The 18,610-nt window shown below is 59.8% G+C and carries 17 protein-coding genes and 1 tRNA gene; 4 read left to right on the forward strand and 14 right to left on the reverse strand.

Features of this window, described 5'->3' with window-relative positions:
- Nucleotides 1-410: 410 nt before the first annotated feature.
- From rplT to recJ, 9 genes are all read right to left on the reverse strand, one after another.
- Nucleotides 411-770, reverse strand: a complete 360-nt coding sequence (rplT, locus tag DWW73_RS04580; RefSeq protein ID WP_006234421.1) for a 50S ribosomal protein L20 — start codon at nt 768-770, stop codon at nt 411-413.
- Nucleotides 771-816: 46 nt separating this feature from the next.
- Nucleotides 817-1,008, reverse strand: a complete 192-nt coding sequence (gene rpmI / locus DWW73_RS04585; RefSeq protein WP_006234422.1) for a 50S ribosomal protein L35 — start codon at nt 1,006-1,008, stop codon at nt 817-819.
- Between the two features lie 32 nt (nt 1,009-1,040).
- Nucleotides 1,041-1,610 carry a translation initiation factor IF-3 gene (gene infC, locus DWW73_RS04590; protein ID WP_006234423.1) on the reverse strand — a complete coding sequence of 190 codons (570 nt, stop codon included), beginning with the start codon at nt 1,608-1,610 and terminating at the stop codon, nt 1,041-1,043.
- Nucleotides 1,611-1,859: 249 nt separating this feature from the next.
- Nucleotides 1,860-1,946, reverse strand: a tRNA-Leu gene (locus tag DWW73_RS04595).
- A gap of 39 nt (nt 1,947-1,985) precedes the next feature.
- Complete coding sequence (locus DWW73_RS04600; protein WP_117778876.1) at nt 1,986-3,419, reverse strand: transglutaminase-like domain-containing protein; 1,434 nt, start codon at nt 3,417-3,419, stop codon at nt 1,986-1,988.
- A gap of 251 nt (nt 3,420-3,670) precedes the next feature.
- Nucleotides 3,671-4,537 carry a class II fructose-1,6-bisphosphate aldolase gene (gene fba, locus DWW73_RS04605; RefSeq protein ID WP_035137086.1) on the reverse strand — a complete coding sequence of 289 codons (867 nt, stop codon included), beginning with the start codon at nt 4,535-4,537 and terminating at the stop codon, nt 3,671-3,673.
- A gap of 194 nt (nt 4,538-4,731) precedes the next feature.
- Nucleotides 4,732-5,415, reverse strand: a complete 684-nt coding sequence (locus DWW73_RS04610; protein WP_117776097.1) for an MBL fold metallo-hydrolase — start codon at nt 5,413-5,415, stop codon at nt 4,732-4,734.
- 84 nt (nt 5,416-5,499) lie between these two features.
- Nucleotides 5,500-7,860, reverse strand: coding sequence for a bifunctional (p)ppGpp synthetase/guanosine-3',5'-bis(diphosphate) 3'-pyrophosphohydrolase (locus tag DWW73_RS04615; protein ID WP_089573299.1), 2,361 nt, complete (start codon nt 7,858-7,860; stop codon nt 5,500-5,502).
- Nucleotides 7,861-7,875: 15 nt separating this feature from the next.
- Nucleotides 7,876-11,163 carry a single-stranded-DNA-specific exonuclease RecJ gene (recJ, locus tag DWW73_RS04620; RefSeq protein WP_117778877.1) on the reverse strand — a complete coding sequence of 1,096 codons (3,288 nt, stop codon included), beginning with the start codon at nt 11,161-11,163 and terminating at the stop codon, nt 7,876-7,878.
- A 276-nt stretch (nt 11,164-11,439) separates the two neighbouring features.
- Between recJ and DWW73_RS04625 the strand changes: the two genes are divergently transcribed.
- Nucleotides 11,440-12,438, forward strand: coding sequence for a bile acid:sodium symporter family protein (locus tag DWW73_RS04625; RefSeq protein ID WP_089573301.1), 999 nt, complete (start codon nt 11,440-11,442; stop codon nt 12,436-12,438).
- Nucleotides 12,439-12,468: 30 nt separating this feature from the next.
- Here DWW73_RS04625 and DWW73_RS04630 read toward each other — a convergent pair whose 3' ends face one another.
- Together DWW73_RS04630 and DWW73_RS04635 are read right to left on the reverse strand one after the other, a co-directional pair.
- On the reverse strand, nt 12,469-13,266 hold the full coding sequence (locus DWW73_RS04630) for a DUF4931 domain-containing protein (RefSeq protein WP_117757687.1): 798 nt from the start codon (nt 13,264-13,266) through the stop codon (nt 12,469-12,471).
- A 3-nt stretch (nt 13,267-13,269) separates the two neighbouring features.
- Nucleotides 13,270-13,947 (reverse strand): copper homeostasis protein CutC, encoded by a 678-nt coding sequence (locus DWW73_RS04635; RefSeq protein ID WP_089573303.1) that lies wholly within the window; start codon nt 13,945-13,947, stop codon nt 13,270-13,272.
- Nucleotides 13,948-14,231: 284 nt separating this feature from the next.
- On the opposite strand from DWW73_RS04635, the gene DWW73_RS04640 reads away from it, so the two are divergent.
- From DWW73_RS04640 to DWW73_RS04650, 3 genes are read left to right on the forward strand one after another with little or no spacing between them, the layout of a single operon-like run.
- Nucleotides 14,232-14,552 carry a PadR family transcriptional regulator gene (locus tag DWW73_RS04640; RefSeq protein WP_187362357.1) on the forward strand — a complete coding sequence of 107 codons (321 nt, stop codon included), beginning with the start codon at nt 14,232-14,234 and terminating at the stop codon, nt 14,550-14,552.
- A complete protein-coding gene (locus DWW73_RS04645; RefSeq protein ID WP_117655177.1) occupies nt 14,539-15,171 on the forward strand; it encodes a DUF1700 domain-containing protein in 633 nt (210 codons plus the stop codon). Before DWW73_RS04640 ends, DWW73_RS04645 begins: the two co-directional genes overlap by 14 nt.
- Nucleotides 15,172-15,185: 14 nt before the next feature.
- Nucleotides 15,186-15,449 (forward strand): hypothetical protein, encoded by a 264-nt coding sequence (locus tag DWW73_RS04650; protein ID WP_089573305.1) that lies wholly within the window; start codon nt 15,186-15,188, stop codon nt 15,447-15,449.
- A 511-nt stretch (nt 15,450-15,960) separates the two neighbouring features.
- Here DWW73_RS04650 and DWW73_RS04660 read toward each other — a convergent pair.
- From DWW73_RS04660 to DWW73_RS04670, 3 genes are read right to left on the reverse strand one after another with little or no spacing between them, the layout of a single operon-like run.
- A complete protein-coding gene (locus DWW73_RS04660; protein WP_035137222.1) occupies nt 15,961-16,662 on the reverse strand; it encodes an ABC transporter ATP-binding protein in 702 nt (233 codons plus the stop codon).
- A gap of 12 nt (nt 16,663-16,674) precedes the next feature.
- Entirely contained in the window at nt 16,675-17,535 is an 861-nt protein-coding gene (locus DWW73_RS04665; RefSeq protein WP_089573307.1) for an ABC transporter ATP-binding protein, read from the reverse strand.
- Nucleotides 17,525-18,604, reverse strand: a complete 1,080-nt coding sequence (locus DWW73_RS04670) for a branched-chain amino acid ABC transporter permease (protein WP_117655179.1) — start codon at nt 18,602-18,604, stop codon at nt 17,525-17,527. Before DWW73_RS04670 ends, DWW73_RS04665 begins: the two co-directional genes overlap by 11 nt.
- Between the last annotated feature and the right edge of the window lie 6 nt (nt 18,605-18,610).

The raw sequence follows: 18,610 nt of genomic DNA on the forward strand, positions 1-18,610 counted from the left end.
CAAATCCAAGTTAGACCATTTCAAATGGTTCGATGTCTGCCCGGATGCGACACAACTGGTGTGTCCATCCTCGCAGTATCCGGTTCTCAAGGTGCACGCCTGCGCGGCTGATCCGGTCCGACCGGGCCGCGCGGCAAGGAGATATATTGCCAGACCGCGAAGCCCTGTGGGACGTCAATTCCACTCTTCACAAGTCCTACACAACATATTGCTTTCTATAGGTAATAGAAAGACTGGTGCGGATCTTCCGCACGTATCAGATGATGACCCTTTGGTTCAGGAATATATAGAGATCGGTCACCTATAAGTGTTTATCTACCCGCGCTTTTAGCAATGTAAACCGCGCTTCAGATAAAAAGAGGGAGCGCCGCGCACAACGCGACACTCCCCTAGCGATTCAAGAGAATCTATTAGGCCTCTAGAGCCTTCTTGGCGATGGTGGCCAGCTCGTTGAAGGACTCGATGTCCTCGTAAGCCATCTGAGCCAGGACCTTGCGGTCGAGCTCGATGCCGGCAACCTTCAGGCCGTGCATGAACTGAGAGTAAGAGATGTCGTTCAGGCGAGCGGCAGCGTTGATGCGGGTGATCCAGAGAGAGCGGATCTCGCGCTTCTTGTTGCGGCGATCACGATACTGATACTGCAGGGAGTGCTGGACCTGCTCTTTAGCATGCTTGTAAGTACGCGAAGCGGCACCGTAGTAACCCTTCGCACGGTGCATAACGGTACGGCGCTTCTTCTTGGCGGCAACAGCGCGCTTAATACGTGCCATGTTCTATCAACTCCTAGACGGTAAAACGAAAAACGGGAACGCGAACTTAGGCGAGACGCGACTTGATGACCTTGCGGTCGGCAGCGGCGATCTCGGTCTCCTGACGGAAGCCACGCTTACGCTTGGTGGACTTCTTGCTCAGGATGTGGCTCTTGAAAGCCTTGGCGCGCATAAGCTTGCCGGTGCCAGTCTTGCGGAAACGCTTCTTGGTGCCGCTGTGGGACTTCATCTTAGGCATGAAATACTCCTTAATCGGTTACAGAACACTAGTTACTTGGTATCGCTTGCCGCTTTATCCTCATCGAAGGCGCCCTTAATCGGGGCGAGCAGCATAAGCATGTTACGGCCTTCCATCTTAGGCTTGGACTCGACCGTAGCGTAAGGCTTGAGATCCTCGGCGAGACGCTCGAGAACGTTAAGACCCTGCTCCGGGTGAGCCATCTCACGGCCGCGGAACATGATGGTGATCTTAACGCGTGCGCCCTTCTTGAGGAAACGCAGAACGTGGCCCTTCTTGGTCTCGTAGTCGCCAACGTCGATCTTGGGTCGGAACTTCATTTCCTTGACCTCGACCTTGGACTGGTTCTTACGAGCAGCCTTGGCCTTCATGGCCTGCTGGTACTTGAACTTACCGTAGTCCATGACCTTGCAGACCGGCGGCTCCGCGTTGGGAGCGATCTCGACCAGGTCGAGACCCTGATCGTCGGCGACGCGCTGGGCATCGCGGATGGCGAACAGGCCGAGCTGAGAGCCATCGACGCCAATCAAACGGCACGAAGATGCAGTGATCTCGTCGTTGATGCGGGTGTCATCAGACTTAGCTATTTTCCCTACCTCCATTCATAAAAAAAATAACCCGGCGCTTCTTTGCAACCAGGTCGTACACATAGACATCCTCGATTTGAGGAAGGGAATCTAAGTTGTATGACCAGTCAGCTGCTCATTGGCGCCAAAAGGTGGGAGCCCTCGGGTTCCTCTTTAGGGCATTGCGGGAACAACGCCTTGCGAATAATAACACGTACCGCGCGTTATCACATTACGTACACGAAAAAGGGGGCCTTGACCCCCTTGAACGCTCACTTGCATGTATGGTGCCCGAGGCGAGACTCGAACTCGCACGTTGTTGCCAACGGTGGATTTTGAGTCCACTGCGTCTGCCAATTCCGCCACTCGGGCACGCAATGCGTGAGTTAGTTTATCACAGCTTTCTACCGATTAGTCCGAAAATGGAACTTCGAGCATTTCGATGAGTTCGACCGTGCGGAGCATCTCGCGCCGACGGCATCCGCGACCGTCGACCGAAGCCTCACCCATCTGGTTATCGTAAGGGTCCTCGCGCATGCCGTCGAAAGAGGGCTCAAACTCTGCCTGGAATCGATTGTTGGCCACCATACGCCACGGGTCGAGATTGCCAAAGTAGTGACGGCGGCGCCACTCCTCCCCCATCCTGCGAGCAGAAGATCCAAATGACACGTCGGCGTTGAGCCATCCGGTCTGCGGCGTATAGAACTCTGCCCAGTCGTGCGACCCCACCGAATCGGGCGCAACATACAGGCCGCTCTGCCAACGGGCAGGCACGCCCGCGATACGGCACATGGTGATAAACGTGAGCGCCATAACGCCGCAATCGCCGCGGAGCGAATGCGCGCAGTCATCGGCAATAGATCCCAAAAGCAAGTACGGCGGCTGATAGCGATAGTCGATGTACTGCGTCAGGTAATCATAGATAGCACGGGCGCGATCGAGCGGATCCTCGAGCCCGTCAATGACACGGGCTGTCAGCTGCTGTAGATACGGCGTGAATGCAATGTGCGGACGGTCCTCGGAGGTGTCCACGGGCAGTGGCGCGTCCATGCAAGGATGCACCGGAAGCGCACCCCCATAGACATCACGATAAGCGGCATCAATTTGATAGCGATAGGTCACCGAGAATGAGCGCTCACTCGAAGAAGACCACGAGGCGGTACGCGCCGAAGCATTCGCGGGGGCAACAGCACCCTCCGGCGTCATATCGAGAACCTCGATATGAGACTGTTGACGACAGGCGGCGGCAACGGGTAGCCACGCGCGAACGGTCTCCCCTTCCAGAGCGCCGGGGACAGACACGGACGCTTTAAGCGTAATGACGCGAGCCAATCCGTTTTGTGACTCCATCTCCTTGAGCATCTCGTTGCGCAGTGCTATTCCGTCCGTAGAATCGGGCCGCATGCCGGGAACCTCTTTGGGATATACGCGAAGCGAATCGAGGAAGTTGTCGAGAACGAACAGTTCGCCATCGATAAAGCGCCAGTCAATACGCTTACGATTAATCAGGTCATCAAACTGCTCTTCGGTAAACTCTGGCCACTCCTCGCGAATCATCGCAATAGCCTGGTCGCGCGACACCGAAAAATGAAGCGGCGTCTCGAGCATGCGATACCGCTCGGCACGAACACAAGCAGCCAGCGAAGGCTCGGGGTTCTGCTCCAAAAGGCGATCGCAGGCAGCAACAGCCTGCGTCAAATACCCGGCATCCATAAGACGAAGAATCTCGGGCGGCAGTCCAACATCGAGATGACGAAAGTCATCACAGCAAACATCAGCAGAGCAACCAACTGGACCCTCGTCAATAACCTTCCCATCCGAAGGCAGCACATTAATAACAGCCATACCAAAACTCCAAGTCACTAGAACGCTTGAAGCCCATTGTAGCGAGATAAAAAGAAAGCCCCAACAAGGGAGCCATCAACACCGCTGAACGGTAGTCAAATAAATAATTCAGCCTCGTAACCCTGCGGCGTTAAACGAAGGAAGCCCCGTCCCCCGGAGCTGTTTTCTTGGCGCGACTTCTGGCAAAGCCAGGTGAGCGCAAAGGAAACAGTGTAGGGGGACGGGGCTTCCGGCGGGAAGTTTAGCGACGCTTACGCCTTGTTGACGGAGCCAAACTCCTCCATGAGCTCCTTGGTGCGGGCAACGATGTTGTCGCGACCAGGCTTGAGGAGCTTGCGGGGGTCAAAGCCCTTGCCCTGCTGATCCTTGCCAGCCTCGATGTACTCGCGGACGCCCTTGGCGAAGACGAGCTGCAGGTCGGTGTTGACGTTGATCTTGGAGATGCCCAGGGAGATGGCCTTCTTGATCTGATCCTCGGGGATGCCGGTGCCACCGTGCAGAACGAGGGGCAGGTCACCGGTCTGGGCCTTAATCTCGCCCAGACGCTCGAAGGAAAGACCAGCCCAGTCGGCGGGGTACACGCCGTGGATGTTGCCGATGCCGCAGGCGAGGAAGTCGACACCCAGGTCAGCGATCTGCTTGCACTCAGCAGGATCAGCGAGCTCGCCGCTGGAGGTCACGCCGTCCTCGGTGCCGCCGATGCCGCCGACCTCGGCCTCGATGGACATGCCCTTGGAGTGGGCAAGCTCAACGAGCTCCTTGGTGCGGTCGAGGTTAAGCTGGAAGGTCTCCTCGTGAGAGCCGTCATACATGATGGACGTGAAGCCGGCCTCGATGCACTTGAAGCAGTCCTCGTAAGAACCGTGATCGAGGTGAAGGGCGACGGGAACGGTAACGCCCGTGGCCTCGACGGCAGCCTTGACCATGTCGGCGCAGACCTTGAAACCGCCCATCCACTTAGCGGCACCAGCGGTGCACTGAAGGATCAGCGGAGACTTGGCCTCCTCGGCGGCCTGGAGAATAGCCAGGGTCCACTCGAGGTTGTTGGTGTTGAAGGCACCAAGACCGTACTTGCCGGCCTCGGCCTTCTTGAGCATGTCTGCTGCGTTGACGAGCATAAAAGAAACCTCCTGTAAGGTTGCTCCGATAACGCCTGAGATTTTACCACGGCGCACCCGAGCATAAACGTTCGTTTGTTCACGAATATCGTCCAAACAGACTTTTTTGACCGTTTGCCCTACGAAATCGACCCGTTGGGGAAAAATAGCTTGACGTTTGGACGCTTCTCGTGCTTCAAAAGCCGACTATTAAGCTAAATCTGCATGAAAGGGTTCTGCATGAGCTCGCGTGCCATGGTGGTCGAATCGCCATGACCGGTTAGGCAAACGGTATCGGGCGGGAGAAGCCGGGCGAGCTTGGAGAGCGAGCGCAGAATCGCCGCCTCGTCTCCTCCAGAAAGATCGGTGCGGCCGTGCCCACCCGGAAACATGGTGTCGCCCACAAAGGCAATGTTCCCCTGCTCGGTGGCGGCAAACAAGACGATCCCGCCCGGCGTATGCCCTGGCGTCTCGATCACCTGCAGGTAGATATCGCCCACCTTGATAGCATCTCCCTCGGCGAGCAGGTGCGTCGGCTCCCCGGGGTCAGGCGTCTCAATGCCCCACATAGCTCGCTGTTCCTCGATGTTCGCATGCGGCACCGCCACATCCTTAGCACACAGCTCATACTGGCAGCCCTCGCCAACGGTGGTTCGCACGCCTGCAACACCACCAACATGATCGGCATGGCCATGAGTGCATACGGCGCCAAACACGCGTACGCCGGGATGCTCGGCTCGAATATGCTCCACCAGGCGTTCGCCTTCCCATGCGGGATCGATAATCACGCACTCATTGTCCGAAATAACAGCATAGCTATTGGTCTGAATGGGACCGTTTACGAGCGTCTCGATCTCGACCGATCCCTTGGGAGTTAAATCCAAGGACACAGCACTCATGTCCCTCTCCTCTCTATAGAACTCGAGGCATCAAACGATGCCTCGAGTGTAGCGAATATCGATAATGTGACACGTTCGTCGCGACTAAACGCGGCGCTTAAGCTGGGCTCCACCCTCACCGGGCATCAGGCGGCGCGCGTCGTAGACCGAGTCAACGCTGCTGATGGAGGCCAGCAGCGGATCCAGACCACTCGCGTCCGAGATCTCGACCATAAAGCGCAGGGTTGCAATACCCTCGCGGTTGGTCGACGTGGCGGCAGAAAGGATATTGCCGCCCGCATCGCCAATGGCAATGGTGACATCCTTGAGCAGGCCCATGCGGTCCAGGCACTCGACCACGATCTCGACCTGGAAGAGGGTGTCGGCAGCGCCGTCCCACTCCACTTCGATCATGCGCTCGGGATGCTCCATAAGACCCTTGACGTTGGGACAGTTGGCGCGATGCACCGAAACGCCACGACCGCGCGTGATGAAGCCGACGATGTCGTCGCCCGTCACGGGGTTGCAGCAATGAGCCAGACGGACCAGTAGGCCGCTGTTGCTCTCGCCCTTGACGATAATGCCGTTACTGGCGCTCTTGCCGCGCTTTTGCGGCTTGCGGTTGGAGCCGCGAGCAGGCTGCTTCACGACCTCGGCGATAGCCTCGGCCTTGGTGAGCTGTTCCTCGGGCTTGGGGTCCAAGATTTGCTCGACCTTATTGCCCACAGCGCGCGGGGCAACCTTGCCGGCGCCGACGGCGGCAAACAGGTCCTCGAGCTGCTTGAAGTTAAACTGCTCCGCCACGGCGTTGAGCGCACGCGTCGAACGCGGCGTAGAAATGCCATAGCCACGCTTACGCAGGTCCTTAGCCAGCATATCGCGACCAGCAGCAGCGTCGTCGTCCTTGGTCGCAGCGGCAAAATAGCGGCGGATCTTTGACTTGGCGGAAGGTGTCTTAACGATCTTGAGCCAATCACGCGACGGCTTGGAACTCTTGTTAGTCAGAATCTCGACACGGTCACCCGTCTTAATCTCGTGCGTGAGCGGAGCCACCGCACCGTTGATTTTGGCGCCGACGCAATGGTTTCCCACCTCGGTGTGAACGGCGTAGGCAAAGTCGAGCGGCGTGGAGCCGGCACGAAGCGCCATGACCTCGCCCTTGGGCGTAAAGACAAAGATCTCCTGATCGAAGAGGTCGACCTTCAGCGAATGCAGGTATTCCTTGGCATCGGTGATCTCGTCGGAAGCCGCCCAATCGAGCGAATGCTTGAGCCAGTTGATCTGGTCGTCCAAACGTTGAGCGTCATTGGTCTTGGAAGCAGACGATCCGCCCGACTTCTTATATAGCCAGTGGGCGGCAATGCCGTACTCGGCCTGCTCATGCATCTCATAGGTTCGAATCTGAATCTCGAGCGGGCGAGCCGTGGGGCCGATGACCGTCGTGTGGAGCGACTGGTAGTTATTGACCTTGGGCATGGCGATATAGTCTTTAAAGCGGCCGGGCATGGGGTGCCACAGCGTGTGCACCGCGCCGAGCGTGGAGTAGCAATCGCGCACCGAATGCGTGATGACGCGCAGTGCCACCAGGTCGTAGATCTCGGAGAATTCCTTGCCCTTGCGCTTCATCTTTTGGTAGATGGACCAATAGTGCTTGGAACGGCCGTTGATCTGGAAGTCTTCCAGGCCAATGCGGTTGAGCTCGTCGGTGAGCGTCTTGATGGTCTCGGCCAGATAGCGCTCACGGACCTCGCGCGACTCCGCCACCATGCGTGCGATGCGCTGGTAGGCATCGGGCTCCAGGTAGAAGAAGGACAGGTCCTCGAGCTCCCATTTAATGGAGCTCATGCCCAGACGGTCGGCCAGGGGCGCATACACGTCCATGGTCTCGCGAGCCTTAAACAGGCGACGGTCCTCACGCAGGGCTGCAAGGGTGCGCATGTTGTGCAGACGGTCGGCAAGCTTAACGATGATGACGCGGATGTCCTTGGACATGGCGAGGAACATCTTTCGCAGCGTGAGCGCCTGTTTCTCGTCCATACTGTCGACTTCGATGTTGGTGAGCTTGGTCACGCCATCGACGAGCTCGGCCACCGTATCGCCAAACAGGCCGGAAACATCGGCAAGCGAGGTCTCGGTATCCTCGACGGTATCGTGCAGCAGCGCGGCGCACACTACATCGCAGTCCATCTTGAGATCGGCCAAAATGATGGCCACCTCGACGGGATGGTTGATGTACATCTCACCCGAGCGGCGCTTTTGGTTGCAGTGCTTCTCGGCGGCAAAGCAGTAGGCTTGCTCCACCTTGGAGAAGTCGTCCTCATTCATATATTTGAGGCACAGACGCTCCAGTTTGTCGTAGCTGTCCGCCATAATCTCGGGCGGCAGCTCATCGGCATGCTTATAGTGCTCCATCTCCGAGAACGGCTGGAGGGTGGAATCATGGGCGGTACGGGCTGCGGCATCCATCGAGGTCCCCTTCCCCTAGGCCCGCGGTACGATCGGGCGGTTAACTTTGGCTAGCATATCAGAAGCGCACGAATCGAGCGCCCAACTCCGGAAAGCCGAGAACTCCATGCGCGAGCGCAAGCCCTCCAAATAGCGAATTGACCTGCTCAATTGCACACGGCCGGGGTTTTCGGCCATCGCGATGCGACGGGTGTCGTCAAACCCCGAAACGCGACAGAAACCAAGCTCTTCGAAGATTCCCAGGCCACTTTCCACCGAGCGCTCGTCGACCGGCGTGCGAGCATCGATGGCAAGGCACATCTGCGCGATGTCGATATCGCTTGCGCAGAATGAATCATCCCCGGTCTTACCGCGGTTGGAGCGCCACATGGTCTGCAGCGCACGATAGAGTGTGACGAGTTCGTCGCGCTCGGGTGCGTAGCAGTCGAGCAGGCGCTCGTTGATGCGGGCGTCGCGCGACGAATAGAGCAGGTGGATCACGGCGGGCTGGCCATCGCGACCGGCGCGGCCGCTCATCTGGTTAAACTCAATCGCGCCAAACGGCATGTGGTAGAGCACGACATGGCGAATATCGGGAAGGTTGACGCCCTCGCCAAAGGCAGAGGTCGAGACGATGCAGCTGAGGCATCCGTCACGAAACGCCTCCTCTACGCGATGGCGGTCGGTGCGCGTAAGGCCCGCGTTGTAAAAGGCGATATGCGACGCGTAGTCGGGAACGCGTTTGCGTAGCGTCTTGGCGAGCGCCACGGACTGGTCGCGCGAATTGACGTAAATGACGGTCTTCTCCCCCGTCGCCACGATCGACACCAAACGGTTCTCGCGGCTCGCAAGGTCGCGGTCGTCCTCGAGCTGCAGGTTCTCGCGCACCGTCTCGTCGACCACCGTGCGAGTAATCGGCAGCATGCGGGCAAGCTCGGCCACGACCGGAGCCGTCGCGGTGGCCGTCGCAGCCATAACAACCGGGTCGCCCAGGGCTTTGAGGATATCGGGCATGTCGAGATAGGCGCTGCGGTCGCCGCCCTTGGCAAGGCCGGCGTGGTGCGCCTCATCGATAACGACAAAGCCGATGCGGCCCGAACGCGCGAAGCGGTCACGGTGGATAGATAGGAACTCGGGCGTCGTGAGCACGATACCGGTGCGGCCCGAAGCTAGGCCGGCGAACACATCATCGCGTGCGGCCTCCACGGTCTCGCCGGTCAGCACGCCAACGCCAATGCCAAGCGCTGCCATCGTCGACGAGAGGTGATAGGCCTGGTCGGCAACAAGCGCACGCAGCGGATAGACAAAGATACTCGCACGTCCGCGAAGGACAGCCTCGCGCGCAGCATGCACATGGAAGATGAGAGACTTGCCGCGGCCCGTTCCCATAACGGCCAAGACGCTCTGGTGGTCGGCCAAGGCATCGAGCGCCTCAACCTGCGCGCGGTGCGGCTGGTTCGATCCGATCAAGCTATGGATAAGCGAGCGCGTGAGCTCGGTATAGGAAAGCTGGGCGAGCGTCTCGCGCTTACGCGACTCCAGGCGCAGGCCGGAATCCGCCGGCTGCACGCCACGACGAAGCTCGCATGCCGGATCGTCGACGCTGGGCAGCGTGGTATCGCGGACCAGAACATCCTTGATCATGAGCTTGGGCTTCACACGCCCCTGCCAATGCTCGGCAACGGCCTCGAACACCAAGTCGACAGCGCTATCGCAGTTGATGAGCTTATCGATTTGCGGCACGCGGAACATAATGGCCGGAACACTCGCGGCGCCATCGGTCGCCACAAAGCGCATGTGCTCGCCGGTTTTGCCCACCACGGCGCGGTCGCACATCGTCACGCCCTCGGCAGCCAGCAGCGGCACCTTGTTGCCCTGGCCAAACGGCTCAAGACGGGAGATCTGCTCGATGGTCTCGATATTCAGCTCGGAAAGGTCGACGGTGGCGGCGACCTCGTCGGTGTCTTCAAAGTCCTCGGCGGGAAGCTCCGATAGCACGGCGGAAAGGCGGCGGCGGAACTCATCGAGCTTGGATGCCTCGATGGTCACACCCACCGCACCGGCATGTCCGCCGCGACGAATCAGCAGGTCGGAACAGCGCTCGACGGCGTCAAACAGGTTAACTTTGCCCACCGAGCGACCAGAGCCGCGCGCGATACCGTCCTCGATCGAGAACAGCAGCGCCGGCACGTGATAGCGATTGGTCAAGCGGCTCGCCACGATGCCTTTGACGCCCTCGTGCCAGCCCTCGCCGCCCACGACGATTGCGCGCCCGCCGTCATAAGTCTCCTCGACCTTCGCCATGGCATCGCACGTGAGCTCCGCCTCGATCTCACGGCGTTGGCGATTGATTTCCTCGAGCTCGGCTGCCAGTGCACTTGCTTCGATAGGATCACGGGCAAGCAGCAGGTCGAGCGCCAGCTTGGGATCAGCCATGCGGCCGGCAGCATTCAGACGAGGGATGAGCGAAAACGACAGGCCGTCGGCCGTAATGGTAGAAAGGTCGGCCTTGGCAAGTGCGGCAAGCGCGATATAGCCGGGACGGGCCGTCACGCGCATCTGCTGGATGCCCTCGGCGACCAGTGCGCGATTCTCGGGCGTGAGCGGCATCATGTCGGACACGGTGCCCAGCGCCGCGACCTCGATCAGCGAACGCCAATACGACGGCTTGCCCAAACGCTCGCCCAGGACCTGCACCAGCTTGAGTGCCACGCCGGCACCGGCAAGCTCGCGCGAGGGGCCCTCGTCCTCGAGCTTGGGGTCGGTCAGGGGCACGCCCTGCGGCACCTGGTCGGAGGGCTCGTGATGGTCCGTGACCACCAAATCGATCCCCAGGCTCTCCAGATAGGAGACTTCTTCCTTGGCGGCAATACCGTTATCGACGGTCACGATCAGCTGAGGGCGAGCGAGCTCGTTAACGCGGTCGAGCGCCGCGCGCGAAAGACCGTAGCCCTCGTCAAAGCGATGCGGAATAAACGGCGTGACATCGGCGCCAAACGTGCGCAGTGCCTCGGTCAACAGGCAGGTCGACGTAATACCGTCAACGTCAAAATCGCCAAAGACCGCAATGTGCTCGTGGTTGCAAATAGCACGCTCGACGCGGTCGGCAACGACCGACATGCCCGGGATAATGAGTGGGTCGGCCCAGTCGCGATCGAGCGAAGGCGTCAAAAACAGCTGACCTTCTTCGATGGATGTAATGCCGTGCGCGACCATAATACGCGCCACCAGCCCGGGAATGCCCAGGCCAGCCGAAAGCTCCTTTTCGAGCTCGGGGTTTTGCTGAGCGACCGCCCAGCGATGCGTCGTCTTAAGCGATGACATAGGCGCCCACCCCCGATAGGGGCAGGTCGCCGCGATACCTCTCACGGTTCATAGCGATGAGTCCTCTGTGTATGCCCGCTTCGGCAGGCAGATCTGTTGAACGGATTTATTATACCGTGCAGAGCAGACGCAAATCGCCGCAGCACGCCGCGGTTTCGGTAAACGATGCCGGTAATAGCCTCGAAATATTCGAGCGTTTCTGACGCACGGACGCATGCGAGCGTCTAGCATATCCATTCAAAACGGGTTCACGGGCAAAGGGAGTCACAAGCGCATATGAAGCAATGGGTTGGACTGGGCAAGTTTCTCGCGGGGCACATGCAGGTCATCGTTCCGATTTGCGTGGCACTCGGCGTGCTCTTTCCCCAACAGATTGGCGTACTCAAGCCCATCGTTCCCACCTTGTTTGCCTTTATGACGTTTCAGGGTGCGCTCAGCAACACCTTTCACCAGGTAACCGAGGTGTTCCGCCGTCCGTTGCACCTAGTCTTGGCGCTGCTCGTCTCGGCGGTGCTTATTCCCATCGCGGCGTATGCCATGGGGTCACTCTTCTTTGGCTCCAACCCCAACCTTGTCTGCGGCATTGTGCTCGAATACAGCGTGCCCGTGGCCGTCACCGCTTTTATGTGGATCAGCATGTTCGGCGGCAACGGCCCGCTCGCGCTCACCATCATCCTGACGTCCTCGGTTATCTCACCTGTGACGATTCCGCTTACGCTCAAGCTCCTGCTGGGCGCCACCGTCTCGATCGACGTGCCGAGCATGATGCAGAACATGGCCTTTATGATCGCCATCCCCGCTGTGCTCGGTATTGCCATCAATGAACTCACGCGCGGCTGGGGCCACGAGAAACTCTCTCCCGTGCTCTCGCCCGCCTGCAAGTTCATGATGATGGGCGTCATCGCGTCCAACTCCACCGCTATGAGCGAGTACGTGCTGCACATAAACGCGGTGCGCCTGGAAGTCGCCCTCTTTATTTTGGTCTTCGCCATCAGCGGCTTTGTCGTCGGTTTTCTGGTCGCACGTGCGCTGCATCTGCCATATAGCGAGACGACTACCATGTGCTTTACCTGCGGCATGCGCAACATCTCTTCGGGTGCCGTCATCGCCACGCAGTACTTTCCGGGCGAGGTCGTGTTCCCCGTCATGTGCGGCACGCTGTTTCAGCAGGTGCTGGCCTCGATTATCGGGCATCTCTTTGAGTGCCTAACCTGCGAGGAGCGCACCAAACAGCGCAAGCGGGTCGAAGCCGGCCGCGACGCCATGGCGCGCTAGGCTGTCCGCATTACGCGGGTGTTAGTCTTGCTATACGAGCGTTTCCAGATGCGCACGCAGACGCTCAGCATCGATATCGAGCGTCGTCTCGGCATTGACTTGGGCCAAACGATAGCCGACAAAGTAGGGCGAAACCACCCAACGCGGCAGCGCCTTGGCAATGGTCCGACCGCCCAGGTGATAGAAGAACAAGTTGTACGACTCTGCGCGACCACCGTGGTGCTCGTTTAGGATATAGCGCAGAGCTACCTGGATCGCATCGGCAAAGAGATCCGCCTCGGCTTGGTCTCGTGCGTCATCGCTGGCGGCGATTCCCTGCGGGGCTGAAACGTTGATCTCAAAGAACCCCATGATCGGTTCGGTTGAGATATTGACCGAGATTCTCCCCTGTTGCCAGACATTGATGCCTTCGAAATTGGCAGAAGTCAGCGAAGTGTAGCCGTCTTCCTGCTCCAAACCCACAATCTGCATGTGCGGATGAACGAGACTACCGCCCGAGAGCGGACCCTTGTTCTTGTACATGAGAACGCTGCGATACTGCTGTGAATCGATCATCTGCTGCCAGCAACCCAGGGCAAACCGTATCACATGGTGGAGTTCATCCGGCTCATAGATCACCAGGTCGGCATCGTGATCGGCCGACTCGATCAGCACGGTTTGACGGGTGGCGCGCAGGGTCTTGAACTTATTCTCGAGCCAGATGCAGTCACCATCGCGCCGGATGATATCGGCAAGTTCCTCGGTATCGCAAAAGGGACACGCGGTGCCAGGGCGCCGGTTGTCGTCGGGCTTACCGTTCGCCTGCTGAACGTCAAATACCAGCGCCACGGGTTACGCCTCCAGCGGCACGATCTTGGTGCCATGGAGCTCGGAGACGCTCAATGCCGCCGCCACGGTATCGCGGTTGGCCGTAGAAATGCCGCCGCCGGGAAGGATGGTCAGGCGGTCGCCCGCATACTCGACAAGACGCGACAGGTGCTCCAGGTTGTCCTCGATCGGCGTTCCGGCAGCACCACCATGCGTCAGGATGCGCGTGATGCCGCAGTCGGCGAGTGTGTCAATGGCGTCCAGCTGAGCCTCGGGCGAGAGCTGGTCAAAGGCCATGTGGAAGGTGATATCGATGGCCCCGCGCTTGCACTCCTCGGTCGCGCAGCCCGTAGCCATCACGAGGGCGCCGAGGGTGAGCTCGTCGAGCGCCCAGCCGCCGGCACAGGGCTTGCAGCAGCCAAAGACCAGGCCGTCAACGCCGGCGCTCACGGCAAGACCCAAGTCCATCTCCATCATGCGCAGCTCGTCCTGGTTGTAGTGAAAGTCACCGCCACGCGGGCGAATCATGCACATCACTCGCGCGTCATGCTCGTGAGCATAGCTGACCGTAGTGCTGATAACGCCGGCCGAGGGCGTGGTACCACCGACGGCAAGGTTGTCGCACAACTCGATGCGCTTAGCACCGGCATCGATAGCCGCCGGCACACGCTCAAAGTTCTCGGCACAAAACTCGTACAGCATAGATAGCCCCCAGGAGACATTTCGATTTCCACACGGCATTGTCGCACGTTAAATAGCAACCCGCACGATGGAACAAAACCTTGACAAGGAGTGTCCCAAAGTGCCGGCACATAAGGAACGTCCCCAGGTGCCACCTTGAGCGATGGGTACTCATTTAAGTACGTCCCCAATGAGTACCCGCAGGGGACAGACAGACCGGACTCCCTATACGACAACTGTTGACATCATATACTATGTGTCATATAGTAGGTGTTACACAGTATACTACGAAAGGAGGTGTGCGGATGGAGGCACAGATGAAGCGCGGCTTCCTCGAGGCCTGCGTGCTCGCGGCCGTCTCGGGCGAGGAATCCTACGGCTATCAGATCGTGAAGGACGTGCCCGCGAGTATGGGGCTCACGGAATCCACGCTCTATCCGTTGCTCAAGCGCCTGGAGAAGGCGGGCTGCATCACCGCGCGCTCCGCCGAGCACAACGGGCGGCTGCGGAGGTACTACCGCATCACGGACGCCGGGCGCGAGCGTATCGCCGAGTTCCTCGCCGAATGGCCATCCGTGCAGGAGATCTACCGTTACGTGGAGGGGGCGCACCATGACGCGCGATGAGTTCTTGAACCGGCTGGGCGAGCTTCTGGCCTGCCTGCCGGCAGATCAGGTAAAGGAAACGCAGGAGTTCTACGCGGAGGCCATCGCCGACCGTATGGAGGACGGCATGACGGAGGCCGAGGCTGTGGCCGCCATGGGCACGCCCGGTGAGGTCGCCGAGGCAACGCTCGACGAACTGCCCGCCGTGCCGCGCGCGATCGCGAGGACCAAGCGCAAGAGCACGGCACTTCTATGGGCGCTCGCCATCGTGGGCTCTCCGGTATGGATTCCGCTGCTGCTCGCGTTCGTCGCCGTTGCCGCTGCAGTCTACATCTGTATTTGGGTTCTTGCGCTCTGCGTGTGGATCGTGGCCGCGGCATTCGGGGGCGCGGGCCTGGTAGGGCTCCTGTTCGCCGTGGACGGCATCATTATCGGGCATGTTCCGTACGTTTTGGCCTCGATGGGAATGGGATTCGCTTCCATCGGTGTGGCGCTCCTCACGGGAGCCGGCGCCTGGACGGCGTCCAAGCAGATCGCGCGCCTCTCTGCCCTTTGGGCGAAGAAAGCCGTTTCGCCCTTCTGGAAAGATCGAGGCAATAAGAGCCGCATGGGCGCCGAAGCGGCGCCGCTCACGGCATAGGAAGGAGTGCAAACATGTCCAGCGTAAAAAGGATTTACCTTGCCGTAGCGGGTGGGCTTGTTGCCACGGGGCTCGTCCTGGCTGCTATCGGATTTGTGGCCTCCGGCTTTAACCTCGCTGTGCTCAACACGCAGATCGACCTGCGCGATGACACCATCATTCTGGGTGGTGTTGAAATAGACGACCCGACAGGGCTTCCACTCATCGAGCAGCTTGCCGAGGTCGGCGAGATCCATATTGGATCTGCAACGACTGGTTCGTCTTCTCCTCGCAAATGATCGAGCTCGTAGCAGCCGTCCCCCCCCTTCGGGCGCACCACGACGGGCATGAGCACGCCGCGCTCGGAGCCTTTTTGCGAGACCTTCCGTCACGCTCTTCCTGCGTGGTGAACCGGTCATCGACCGACGAGAGGCTGATGGGAATCTCTCGACTTCGGGCCAATCCCGCTCACCGATCTGGTCTTCCTTCGTGATGCGCACATAAGCGAGCAGACACCGCGCAGTGCTTCAGCGCGGCCGCACTTCCACGTCTATGACGGAGGTGCCCGGCGGCGTCTTGGCAATCCCCTTGTTTGCAGGCGTTAGCGCGTGGGGATCGCCCACTCGGGGGTCGAGGCCGCCGAGGACGGCGGCGAACCTCGCGGTGTCATTCGACATCGCGAGGTTCCCGGACCATGACCACCTGGCCTCGTACCGCGGCATAGCCCCAAGGGTGAGGAGCTTCGGCACGTCGATCAGGGCGCCCGCGCAGCGTCGGCCGGTCCGCCGTTCGGCAGAACGGCGGAAGTCCCTAGCCGCCCAGGTAAGCCTTGCGGACGTTGTCGTCGTGCAGGAGCTCTTGGCCGGTGCCGGTCATGGTAATCTTGCCGGTCTCGAGCACGTAGCCGCGTGTGGCGATGGAAAGAGCCATCTGTGCGTTTTGCTCGACCAGAAGCACCGTGGTACCGGCCTTGTGCAGGTCCTCGACAATCTGGAAGATCTGCTCAATCAGAATCGGCGCCAGACCCATGGAAGGCTCATCGAGCATGAGCAGCTTGGGGTTGCTCATAAGGGCGCGCCCCATAACGAGCATCTGCTGTTCGCCGCCCGAAAGGGTGCCGGCGACCTGGCGACGGCGCTCCTTAAGGCGCGGGAACTGCTCGTAGACGCGCTCAAGGCCCGGAGCCACCGTGGACTTGGGCTGCGTGTAGGCGCCCATCTCCAGGTTCTCCTCGACCGTCATCTGCAAAAAGGCGCGACGGCCCTCGGGAACCTGGGCCAGGCCCTTGCCCACCAGTTTATCGGCAGGCGTATGGGTAATGTCCTCGCCCATAAACTTGATGGAGCCGGTCTTGGAACGCAGCAGGCCCGAGACGGTTTTAAGCGTCGTGGACTTACCGGCGCCGTTCGCGCCGATCAGGGCCACGATCTCGCCCTCGTTGACGTTAAAGGAGATGTCCTTGATGGCGTGGATAGCGCCGTACCAGACGTTGATGTTGTAGACGGAAAGCATCGGCTCTGCCATTTAGTTCTCCCCCTTATCCTGCTTGCCCAGATATGCCTCAATTACGGCATCGTTGTTCTGGATCTCCTCGGCCGTGCCCTTGGCGATGACCTTACCAAAGTTGAGCACGCAGATGCCCTCGCAGATGTTCATGACGAGCGACATATCATGCTCGATAAGCATAATGGCGATGCCAAAGGTGTCGCGGATCTTGACGATGTTCTCCATGAGCTCCGCGGTCTCGGACGGGTTCATGCCGGCGGCAGGCTCGTCGAGCAGCAGCAGTTTGGGGTTGGTGGCAAGCGCGCGGACGATCTCCAGACGACGCTGGGCGCCGTAAGGCAGCGAGCCGGCCTGCTCGTTTGCCAGGTGCTCCATATCAAAGATGGACAGCAGCTCCATGGCGCGCTCGTGGGCGGCCTTCTCGTGCTTCCAGTACGTCGGCAGACGCAGCACGCCCTCAAAACCAGAGTAGCGCTCCTGGTTGTGCAGGCCGACCTTAACGTTGTCCTCCACCGTCATGGTGTTGAACAGGCGAATGTTCTGGAACGTACGGGCGATACCCATACGGTTGACCTGATAGACCGACTTGCCCGAGGTGTCCTCGCCGTCGAGCAGGATAGTACCGTGCGTGGGCTGGTACACCTTGGTGAGCAGGTTGAAGACCGTGGTCTTACCGGCACCGTTGGGACCGATCAGACCGGCGATCTCGGTCTTACCGATGGTCAGGCTAAAGTCGTCGACTGCCTTAAGGCCGCCAAATTCAATGCCCAAGTGGATGCACTCGAGCGCCGGGCGCTGGCCCAGGTCGCGGTCGGGAACGATGGCGCCAGAAGGATACGGGACCATCTTGCCCTTGTTGAACTCAAACTTACTGGGCATCGGCTGCCACCTCCTTCTTGGAAGCAAAGCGGTCCTTAATGCGTGCGAAGAACGACTTGAGCTGCGGGTTGTTGGTAAAGATCATGACCAGAATCAGCACGATGGCGTAGATGAGCATGCGGTAGTCCGAGAACTGACGGAGCAGCTCGGGAAGCACCGTGAGCAACGCCGCCGCGATGACGGAGCCGCGCATATTGCCCAGACCGCCCAGGACCACGAACACCAGGATGAGGATGGACGTGTTGAAGTCGAACTTGGTGGCGGAAAGCTGCGAGAAGTTACCGCCGAAGAGGGCTCCGGCAGCGCCGGCGAGAGCGGCGGAAACCACGAAGGCGATCATGCGGTACTCGGTGACGGAGATGCCCACGGACTCGGCAGCGATCTTGTTGTCGCGCACGGCCATAATGGCACGGCCGGTACGGCTGCGAACCAGGTTGAGCACGATCACGAGTGCGACCATGACCAGGATGGCACCGGCGAGGAAGGTCGAGTACGTCGACACGCCCGATGCGCCCTGCGCGCCCTTGATGATGGCGGTGCCGTCCTCGAGCAGGTGCAGGTCGTCGATCGTGGAGTTACCTGTGATGTTAAAGATCACATGCAGGCCGCGGGAGTCGACGCCCACGATAAGGCAGGTGACGATCTCTTTGATGATCTCGCCAAAGGCCAGCGTCACGATAGCCAGGTAATCGCCGCTCAGGCGAAGGACCGGGATGCCGATCAAGAAGCCCAGGATGGCGGCAGCGATGGCACCGACCACGATGCTGATGATAAGGCGCACCGGATCGGAGGGAACGGCGCTCTCCAGCGCGACCGCGGTAACGATGCCCGTATAGGCGCCGACGCTCATAAAGCCCGCGTGGCCCAGCGACAAGTCGCCCGCGATGCCGACGACGAGGTTAAGGGAGATGGCCATGACGATATAGGCCGTGATGGGAACCAGCTGACCGGCGATCATGCGCGGAATCATATGGTTGGACTGCATAAAGAACACGATGGCGAACGCCACAAGGCACATGGCGTACGTGACAAAGTCGTGACGCGTCTGCTTGTCTTTAAGAAACTTCATAACGCT

Source organism: Collinsella sp. AF16-8 (assembly GCF_003462695.1).
Lineage (GTDB): Bacteria > Actinomycetota > Coriobacteriia > Coriobacteriales > Coriobacteriaceae > Collinsella.